Source organism: Streptomyces sp. NTH33 (genome assembly GCF_003236365.1).
Classification (GTDB): Bacteria; Actinomycetota; Actinomycetes; order Streptomycetales; family Streptomycetaceae; genus Streptomyces.
In genome coordinates this window covers 1-7,934 of the sequence record NZ_POTZ01000328.1, presented here as the reverse complement: position 1 = coordinate 7,934, position 7,934 = coordinate 1, and the positions used below count along the sequence as shown (strand labels likewise).

The following is a 7,934-nucleotide window of genomic DNA, read 5'->3' as shown; positions in this document are numbered from 1 at the left end:
GTGTCGTACCAGCGGCCCCGCGGCAGCCGCACCGCCCGCCGGTCCGCGCCCGGCTCGAGCACGGGCGCCACCAGCAGGCTGCCACCGAGAAGGAAGGCGTCCTCGCAGTCCCGCAGGGCGCGATCCTCCGGAGCGCCCCACCACAGCGGCCGCACGTACGGCGCCCCCGTACGCCGCGCCAGGTGCGCCAGCGTCACGAAGTACGGCAGCAGACGCCGGCGCTCGACGAGTGCCACGCGTGCGTGCCGAAGGACCTCGGAACCGAACTCCCACGGCTCCCGGCGCCCCGCCCACAGGCTCGCGTGCGTCCGGAACAGCGGCAGGTACGACCCCAGCTGGAACCAGCGCACATACAACTCCGGTGAGGGACTGCCGTCGAACCCGCCCACGTCCGGGCCGGAGTACGGCACCCCGCACAGGCCCAGTCCCAGGACCAGCGACAGCGACGCCCGCAACCCCGGCCAGCCGGTCGCCACATCCCCCGACCAGGTGCCGCCGTAGCGCTGCAGCCCGGCCCACCCCGAGCGCGAGAAGACGAACGGCCGCTCCTCGGGCACCAGGGCGCGCAGCCCCTCGTAGCCGGCCCTGGCCATGCACAGCGCGTACACGTTGTGCGCCTCACGATGGTCACCGCCCCGGCCCTCCAGAGCATGCCGGGCGGACCGGGGCAGGGTCGTCTCACCGAAGGCGGCGAACGACGTCGGCTCGTTCATGTCGTGCCAGAAACCGGCGAACCCCTGGGCCAGCCGCTCCCGGTACAGCCCGCCCCACCACTGCCGCACCCGCGTGTGCGTGAAGTCCGGGAAGACCACCTCCCCGGGCCACACAAGGCCCCGTACGACGTCGCCCGAAGCATCCCCGACGAAGGCGTCCCCGGCCGCTCCCTCGTCGTACACGGTGTTGCCCGGCGCCGCTTTCACCGCGGGGTCGACGATGGACACCAGCCGGATCCCGCCCCGCCGCAGCTCCTCGGCGAGCACCGGCAGTTCCGGGAAGCGGTCCTGGTCCACGGTGAACACCTGGTGCGCGTCGTAGTGGTCGATGTCCAGGTGCACCGCGTCCAGCGGCAGACCGTGCCGGCGGTAGCCCGCGACGATCCGCCGCACCTCCTGCTCACTGCCGAAGCCCCACCGCGCGTGATGGTGACCGAGTGCCCACGCGGGCGGCAGCGCGGCCGCTCCGGTGAGCGAGGCCCAGGTCTGCGCCACGCGCGCGGGGGCGCCGACGATCACCCAGCAGCGCAGCGGACCACCGGCCATCCTCAGCTCGCTGGTACCGGCCCGGTCGTGGCCCGAGCCGGCGCCCTCCGCGCCCTCCCGCAGCGTGACCGTGCCGTCCCAGGAGTTGTCGTGGAACACCAGATGAGTCCCCGCGTCGGCCACGACCAGCTGGACCGGCATGGTGATGTACAACGGGTCGTCACCAGGCCCGAAGGCACGGCCGGGATCGGTGTTCCACAGGCGGTAGGCGCCGTCACGCAGCCGCGGCCCCGAAGCCCGGCCGCCCAGACCGAAGAACCGCGCGTCGGCCGCCACCTCGGACCGCTGCGACCAGCGCGCGGGGCCCCCGCCCACCGGCTCCCACCACCGGGGCGGCAGGTCGCGGCGCAGCGGCACACCCCCCGGCGTGCGCACCTCGACCGCACCGTGCCGCGACACGGCGACGGTGACCCGCTCGGCCACGACCCGCCAGCCGCCGTCCTTGTCCGGCTCCAGCACCGCGCGCGGGTCCGGGGCCGGACAACGGCCGTCGAGCGCGTACGACGGCGCGGGCCCGGCCCCGTCCCAGCCCCAGAAGACGGCACCGTTCACAGCGACGACGATGCGCAGCTCCGAGCGGCCGAACCGCACGACGCCACCCCCGGGCCCGGGCTCCGCGTCCCGCACCGCACCGGGCACCCGCGCACGCTCGGGCCCCCGCGGCGGCAGGTCCCTGGCGTCGGTGTGGCGCCTGCGCCAGGCGGCCCGTACGGTCCGCAGCCCCTGGGCCGCCCCCGCCGAACCGACCGCCTTCGCCAAACGCACCAGGTCACGACCGTCCATGCTGCTCACCCTGCCATTGACAGCCGCCCGCGGGCGCCTCGTTCAACTGCCGTTCATCCGTGCCGCAACCACATCTTCACTGCGCGGACTATGTGCAGTGCACCCTGGTGCAGAAGTCGATCACATGGCATCGTCCGTGTCAGCCGCGTCACGCGCACACCCCAGCACGTGCGCGGGCCGACGCACACAACGCGCACAGTCCGGGAGCAGCCCCATGTCGACCGCGAACCCCCAGCCACTCTGGCAGCCCGATCCACAGCGGATCGCCCAGGCACAGATCACGAAGTTCCAGGCCTGGGCGGCCGAGCACCACGGAGCCCCGGCCGAGGGCGGCTACGCGGCACTGCACCGCTGGTCCGTCGACGAACTGGACACCTTCTGGAAAGCCGTGACGGAGTGGTTCGACGTACGGTTCGCCACGCCCTACGCGCGCGTGCTGGGCGACCGCTCGATGCCCGGCGCCCAGTGGTTCCCCGGCGCGACCCTGAACTACGCCGAGCACGCCCTGCGCGCGGCCGCCACCCGCGCCGACGAACCCGCCCTGCTGTATGTCGACGAGACCCACGAACCGAGCCCGGTGACCTGGTCCGAGCTGCGCCGCCAGGTGGGCTCCCTGGCCGCCGAACTGCGCACCCTGGGGGTACGCCCGGGAGACCGGGTCAGCGGCTATCTGCCGAACATCCCCCAGGCCGTCGTCGCCCTCCTCGCCACGGCCGCCGTGGGAGCCGTCTGGACGTCCTGCGCCCCCGACTTCGGCGCCCGCAGCGTCCTCGACCGCTTCCAGCAGGTGGAACCGGTCGTCCTGTTCGCCGTCGACGGCTACCGCTACGGCGGCAAGGAGCACGACCGCCGCGACATCGTCGCCGAGCTGCGCCGTGAGCTGCCCACTCTGCGCGCGGTCGTCCACATCCCGCTGCTGGGTACCGAGGCCCCCGAAGGCGCCCTGGACTGGGCCGGCCTGACCTCCGCCGACGCGGACCCCGTCTTCGAACAAGTGCCCTTCGACCATCCCCTGTGGGTGCTGTACTCCTCCGGCACCACCGGCCTGCCCAAGGCCATCGTGCAGTCCCAGGGCGGCATCCTGGTCGAGCACCTCAAACAGCTCGGTCTGCACTGCGACCTCGGTCCCCAGGACCGTTTCTTCTGGTACACGTCGACCGGCTGGATGATGTGGAACTTCCTCGTCTCCGGCCTGCTGACCGGCACGACGATCGTCCTGTACGACGGCAGCCCCGGATACCCCGACACGGGCGCCCAGTGGCGGGTCGCCGAACGCACCGGAGCCACTCTGTTCGGCACCTCCGCCGCGTACGTGATGGCCTGCCGCAAAGCGGGAGTGCACCCCTCCCGCGACTTCGACCTGTCCCGGGTGCAGTGCGTCGCGACGACCGGATCGCCGCTGCCGCCGGACGGATTCCGCTGGCTGCACGGCGAGGTCCGCGACGATCTGTGGATCGCTTCCGTCAGCGGCGGCACGGACGTGTGCTCCTGCTTCGCGGGAGCCGTACCGACCCTCCCGGTCCACATCGGCGAACTCCAGGCCCCCTGCCTCGGCACCGACCTGCAGTCGTGGGACCCCCACGGCACACCGCTGGTCGACGAAGTCGGCGAACTCGTGGTCACCAACCCCATGCCGTCGATGCCGATCCACTTCTGGAACGACCCCGACGGCAGCCGCTACCACGACAGCTACTTCGCCATGTACCCCGGAGTGTGGCGCCACGGCGACTGGATCACGCTGACCTTCCGCGGCTCCGTGATCATCCACGGCCGCTCCGACTCCACGCTCAACCGCCAGGGCGTGCGAATGGGCTCCGCCGACATCTACGAAGCCGTCGAACGCCTCCCCGAGATCAAGGAGTCCCTGGTCATCGGCATCGAGCAGCCAGACGGCGGCTACTGGATGCCCCTCTTCGTGCACCTGGTCCCCGGAGCCGTCCTCGACGACGCGCTGCTCAGCCGGGTCAAGCAGACCATCCGCGAACAGCTCTCCCCGCGGCACATCCCCGACGAGATCATCGAGGTGCCCGGCATCCCGCACACCCTCACCGGCAAGCGCATCGAGGTCCCGGTCAAGCGCCTCCTGCAGGGCACACCACTGGAAAAGGCGGTCAACCCCGGCTCGGTCGACGACCTCGACCTGCTGCGCTTCTACGAGGACCTGGCCCGCAAGCGCGCCTGAACGGCCCCGGCAACCCGGCGCAGGCGGCCTCGGACTTCGCCGAGCACGGCGGTGAAGTCCGAGGCACCCCTGTTGTCAGTGCCCACGGTTACTGTGAGTGAGCATTGACCGACCACTCGTACAGGGGGAGACATGGCGCACACCGACCACCGGACCATGCGACGCGTCCTGCGCCGGGAAATCGCCGGCACCATCGGCCTGCTCACCGACGAACAGGATTTTTGCGCCATGCGGCGCTACCGCAGCTTCGCCTTCGACGACCACACCACCTACCTGCGACAGGTCGAGGCACTCCTCAAGACCGTCGCCGAGCAGGGCGGCCACACCACGGTCGCCCTCTTCGACCCCGAGGAATACGCCGAATACTGCGCGGAAACCGGCCTCGACCCCGACATCCCGTCCAGCCGCGCCCGCTACACCGCCGAACTCGCCGCCACAGGCCCCACGCTTCCCTACGACGGCCGGCCCCTCGCGGAACTCGTCCCCGACCTCGTCGACGAGGCCATCCGCCAGGCAACCTGGGAGTACGCCTCCACCCTCCTCGCCCGGCTCGGTCCCTGCGCCGGCTGCGGCGAGAACATCGGCCGCGCCGCCTTCGCCCGTGCCGCGGACCTCCTCGTCCGCATCCTCGGCACGGCCCCACCGGGCAACCGGCACCTGGTGTGCAGCGTCACCGGCACGCCCGAAAACCTGACCGCCGTCCTCCACGCCGACGACGAGGACGCCGGTGACACACACCTCGACGAGGCCGAAGCCCTCGAGTTCACCACGGTCCTCGCTCTCGGCATCGCCACCGGCAGCCCCGGCGGACTCGTCATGCGCACCACCGCCCCCGGCACCGCCGACCGGATCTACGGCTGGCGCCTGCGCGCCGACGGCCTCGCCCCCCTCACCGCGAGCGAGGTCTTCGACGCCTACTGCACCGACATCGAATCCGGCGACCTGATCTCCCCGGAATCCGGCGTCGACTACAGCGAGCCGCCCGACCTCGGAGAGGAAGGACCAGCCTCGCGGCACCCACACTGAACGCCCGAGGGGCGCCCCACCCGCAAGCGGAGCGTCCCTCGGCAAGCCACAGGCGAACGGCGCGGCTGCGTCACTCGCCGGAAAGCACCGCCTGAGCCGCGCTGCGCGCCTCCTCGGCGGTGTCCGCGGCCCGTGCCGCAGCCGCCGCACGCTCGCACTGAGCCAACGTGTACTTCGCCAGAGTCGCCCGTACATAAGGAAGCGACGCCGCACCCATGGACAAGGAGGTGACACCCAGACCCGTCAGTACACAGGCCAGCAGCGGATCGGAGGCGGCCTCACCGCAGACACCGCAGCTCTTTCCCTCGGCCTTCGCCGCCTCGGCGGCCATCGCGACCAGGTCCAGCAGCGCGGGCTGCCACGGGTCCTGCAGCCGGGACACCGCCCCCACCTGCCGGTCGGCCGCGAAGGTGTACTGCGCGAGGTCATTGGTCCCCAGCGACAGGAACTCGACCTCCTGCAGCACCGAACGGGCCCGCAGCGCGGCGGACGGGATCTCCACCATCGCACCGAACTTCGCCCGCAGCCCCGCCGCCCGGCACGCGTCCGCGAACGCCTTGGCATCCGTCCGGTCCGCCACCATCGGGGCCATCACCTCGAGGTAGACCGGCAGGCCCTCGGCCGCCTTGGCGAGCGCGGACAGCTGGGTGCGCAGCACCTCCGGGTGGTCGAGCAGCGTCCGCAGGCCCCGCACACCGAGAGCGGGGTTCGGCTCGTCGGCCGGCGTCAGGAAGTCCAGCGGCTTGTCCGCACCCGCATCCAGCACGCGTACGACCACTCGGCCCTCCGGGAAGGCCTCCAGGACCTGTCGGTAGGCCTCGACCTGCTTCTCCTCGGACGGCGCGTTCTTGTCGTCGTCCAGGAACAGGAACTCGGTCCGGAACAGCCCGACGCCCTCGGCCCCGGCCTCGACCGCCGCCACCACGTCCGCGGGACCGCCGATGTTCGCGAGGAGCGGCATCTTGTGACCGTCGGAGGTGGCACCCGGACCGGTCGAGGCGGCCAGCGCGGCCTTGCGCTCGGCAGCCACGGCCTCCAGCTGTGCCTTCTTCTCGTCACCGGGGTTCACGAAGATCTCGCCGGTGCTTCCGTCCACGGCGATCACCGTGCCCTCGGCCAGCTCGACGGCACCGGGCAGCGCCACCACGGCCGGCACACCCAGCGCCCGCGCCAGAATCGCGCTGTGGCTGGTCGGCCCGCCCTCCTCGGTGACGAAGCCGAGGACGAGGGTCGGGTCCAGCAGCGCCGTGTCCGCCGGCGCCAGGTCACGGGCGACCAGGACATACGGCTCGTCGCTGTCCGGCACACCCGGCATCGGCACGCCGAGCAGACGAGCGACGATACGGTTCCGTACATCGTCCAGGTCGGCCACCCGGCCCGCGAGGTACTCACCCGCACCGGCCAGCAGGTCCCGGTAGGCGGCGAACGCGTCGTACACCGCGCGCTCGGCCGTGCTGCCGACGGCGATACGCCGCTCGACATCAGCGATCAGCTCCGGATCCCGCGCCATCATGGACTGCGCCTCGAGCACCACCTGGGCCTCGCCCCCCGCCAGATTGCCGCGTGCCAGGAGGTCTGCCGCCACGGCTTCCACGGCCTGACGCGCGCGCCCCTGCTCACGCTCCGCCTCGTCCGCCGGGATCTGCTTGGCAGGCGGCTCCAGCACCGCCGTCCCCATGTGCCGAACCTCGCCGATCGCCACTCCGTGGCTCACACCGACGCCTCGCAGCGTTGTCTCCATCTCACCCGTCTCCGATAGTGCGGCGGGCCCTGCCGCCGTGATGGTTGTTCTGTATGCCGTCCATTAAGGAGGCAGCGGTGTCACTTCCAGGTGAAGAGACTGTCGCCCGCCTTCACATCGCCGTCGTCGCGAAGATCGGAGAGGGAGTTCGCGGTCGCCTCCAGGGCCACGACCGGGCACACAGGGGACTTGCCGACGGCTTCGACGGCGGCGGGGTTCCAGCGCACCAGGGCCTGGCCGCGCGTCACCGTGTCGCCCTTGCTCACCAGCAACTCGAAGCCCTCGCCGTTGAGCTGCACGGTGTCGATGCCGAGGTGGGCGAGCACCCCGTGCCCTTGCTCGTCGACGACGACGAACGCGTGCGGATGCAGCGAGACGATGACTCCCTCCACGGGGGCCACGGCGTCGGCGGGCTCGCGTACGGGATCGATCGCCGTGCCCGGGCCGACCATGGCCCCGGAGAAGACCGGATCCGGCACTGCCGCCAGACCGATGGCGCGCCCTGCGAGCGGGGACGTCACGGTGGTCATGGGAAGCCTCCCAGGGGTGGAGATCCATGTGCGCCGTCACAGCACTGCCTGTCCCGGACGGCGCGGTGTGCAGAGGGCATGCCACAGTGGTCTAGACCGCCAGGTCAATTGATTTGCACCTGCTCCGGGGTCCATGTACAGTCGTACCCCTGCTTGGGGGTGAGTGGCGCGACCACGTGTCCGCACCCAGCAGCATCCAACTTGTCAGATCCTATCTCGGGATCGCCTTCTGCATGTCTGCAGGACGGTGGTCAGAGAGACCGGAAAATCCTGATAGAGTTTGGATCACCGAAGGGAAGCGCCCGGAGGAAAGCCCGCGAGGGTGAGTACGAAGGAAGCGTCCGTTCCTTGAGAACTCAACAGCGTGCCAAAAATCAACGCCAGATATGTTGATACCCCGTCTCCGGCCGGAT

The 7,934-nt window shown here is 71.2% G+C and carries 5 protein-coding genes; 2 read left to right on the top strand and 3 right to left on the bottom strand.

Annotated features, from left to right (window positions below):
* The coding region (locus tag C1I97_RS26040; protein WP_111005604.1) for a TIM-barrel domain-containing protein at positions 1-2,042 on the bottom strand (2,042 nt) is incomplete at its 3' end.
* 214 nt (positions 2,043-2,256) lie between these two features.
* Between C1I97_RS26040 and C1I97_RS26035 the strand changes: the two genes are divergently transcribed.
* A complete protein-coding gene (locus tag C1I97_RS26035) occupies positions 2,257-4,224 on the top strand; it encodes an acetoacetate--CoA ligase (protein ID WP_111005603.1) in 1,968 nt (655 codons plus the stop codon).
* A 132-nt stretch (positions 4,225-4,356) separates the two neighbouring features.
* Positions 4,357-5,250 carry a hypothetical protein gene (locus tag C1I97_RS26030; RefSeq protein WP_111005602.1) on the top strand — a complete coding sequence of 298 codons (894 nt, stop codon included), beginning with the start codon at positions 4,357-4,359 and terminating at the stop codon, positions 5,248-5,250.
* A gap of 70 nt (positions 5,251-5,320) precedes the next feature.
* Here C1I97_RS26030 and ptsP read toward each other — a convergent pair whose 3' ends face one another.
* Together ptsP and C1I97_RS26020 are read right to left on the bottom strand one after the other, a co-directional pair.
* Positions 5,321-6,991 carry a phosphoenolpyruvate--protein phosphotransferase gene (gene ptsP, locus C1I97_RS26025; protein ID WP_111005601.1) on the bottom strand — a complete coding sequence of 557 codons (1,671 nt, stop codon included), beginning with the start codon at positions 6,989-6,991 and terminating at the stop codon, positions 5,321-5,323.
* 80 nt (positions 6,992-7,071) lie between these two features.
* Complete coding sequence (locus C1I97_RS26020) at positions 7,072-7,521, bottom strand: PTS sugar transporter subunit IIA (protein WP_111005600.1); 450 nt, start codon at positions 7,519-7,521, stop codon at positions 7,072-7,074.
* Positions 7,522-7,934 lie beyond the last annotated feature (413 nt).

What these genes read in the sequence shown, in the direction of transcription:
- ptsP (WP_111005601.1), bottom strand. Translation starts at nt 6,991, where the DNA reads ATGGAGACAACGCTGCGAGGCGTCGGTGTGAGCCACGGAGTGGCGATC.
- C1I97_RS26030 (WP_111005602.1), top strand. Translation starts at nt 4,357, where the DNA reads ATGGCGCACACCGACCACCGGACCATGCGACGCGTCCTGCGCCGGGAA.
- C1I97_RS26020 (WP_111005600.1), bottom strand. Translation starts at nt 7,521, where the DNA reads ATGACCACCGTGACGTCCCCGCTCGCAGGGCGCGCCATCGGTCTGGCG.
- C1I97_RS26035 (WP_111005603.1), top strand. Translation starts at nt 2,257, where the DNA reads ATGTCGACCGCGAACCCCCAGCCACTCTGGCAGCCCGATCCACAGCGG.